Below are 1,039 nucleotides of genomic sequence, written 5' to 3'. Positions count from 1 at the left end.
TATTTAAGGTTTAAGTATAAATATATTATACCCTAAATTAGTATAATACTCTATCATAATAAATTAAATTGGATACAAAAGTATACTTTTGGATAATGAATAAAAGTTGACATAAAAATATTTATGTATATACTTGTGTATACAATGGTAAGAGGAATATACACATGGAAGTATCAATTAAAAAATGGGGTAATTCTTTAGGCATAAGAATACCACAGCGTATATTAAGTAAATTAAAGATAAAAGAAAGTCAAAGATTAGATGTTCAGGTGCAAGATGGTAGCATAGTTATTAAACCAATTAGTAGTGAGTTAAATGAATTACTATCAAAAATTAATTTAAATAATTTGCACAATGAGAAAGATTTTGGTGATGCTATGGGCAATGAAATATGGTAAAAAAGTATATACCAGATATTGGAGATATTGTTTGGATTAGTTGTGATCCAAGTGCAGGTAATGAACATCGAGGACATAGACCAGCAGTAATTATAAGTCCTAAAGAATATAACAAGCTGACAAACCTTTGTGTTTGCTGTCCTATGACAACAAAGATCAAAGGGTATCCTTTTGAGGTTATTATTGATGATAAAAGTGCAGTATTGACAGATCAAATTAAAAGTTTGGATTGGGTGGTTAGAAAAGCGAAATTTAAAGATAAAATATCTTCTCAGCTGTTACAAGATATTAAAAATAAGATTCATTTATTATTACAAATTTAAGATTATAACTTATACAGACTTAGTATATTTTCTATGATAAGTGTGGTTGGGTGTTTGACATACGGTTCTGTCGCAAACTGCTAGTAGCATGAATTTATAGTATAATTTTATCACAGATTTTATTTCAAAATACAAATGATAGATTTCACAGGTAGACACTTTACCAAATTATTGATACTTCAAGCAATCAGATGGTATTTATCATATCCATTGAGTTATAGACATGTAGAAGAACTAATGAAAGAGCGAGGGGTTAAAGTAGACCATAGCACAATCAATCGTTGGGTTATCAAATATGCTAAAGAATTAGAGATAGTC

At 28.5% G+C, this 1,039-nt stretch carries 2 protein-coding genes and 1 pseudogene; all 3 read left to right on the top strand.

All coding sequences use genetic code 11. The annotated features are described in order from the left end of the window. Positions 1 to 164 precede the first annotated feature (164 nt). Positions 165 to 398, top strand: coding sequence for an AbrB/MazE/SpoVT family DNA-binding domain-containing protein (locus F3D62_RS12305; protein ID WP_150468539.1), 234 nt, complete (start codon positions 165 to 167; stop codon positions 396 to 398). Further along, positions 392 to 721 (top strand): endoribonuclease MazF, encoded by a 330-nt coding sequence (gene mazF / locus F3D62_RS12300; protein ID WP_150468538.1) that lies wholly within the window; start codon positions 392 to 394, stop codon positions 719 to 721. The genes F3D62_RS12305 and mazF overlap by 7 nt, the downstream gene beginning before the upstream one ends. Positions 722 to 856: 135 nt before the next feature. Continuing rightward, a pseudogene (locus tag F3D62_RS12295) lies at positions 857 to 1,039 on the top strand (IS6 family transposase); the annotation flags it as partial.

Source organism: Francisella sp. SYW-9, from assembly GCF_008711465.1.
Taxonomy (GTDB): Bacteria; Pseudomonadota; Gammaproteobacteria; order Francisellales; family Francisellaceae; genus Francisella.
Note: the sequence above shows the minus strand (reverse complement) of the source record. Positions and strands in the feature narration are given on the sequence as shown.

Excerpts from the sequence above, each read along its gene's own strand:
- F3D62_RS12305 (WP_150468539.1), top strand. The coding sequence starts at position 165 with ATGGAAGTATCAATTAAAAAATGGGGTAATTCTTTAGGCATAAGAATA.
- mazF (WP_150468538.1), top strand. The coding sequence starts at position 392 with ATGGTAAAAAAGTATATACCAGATATTGGAGATATTGTTTGGATTAGT.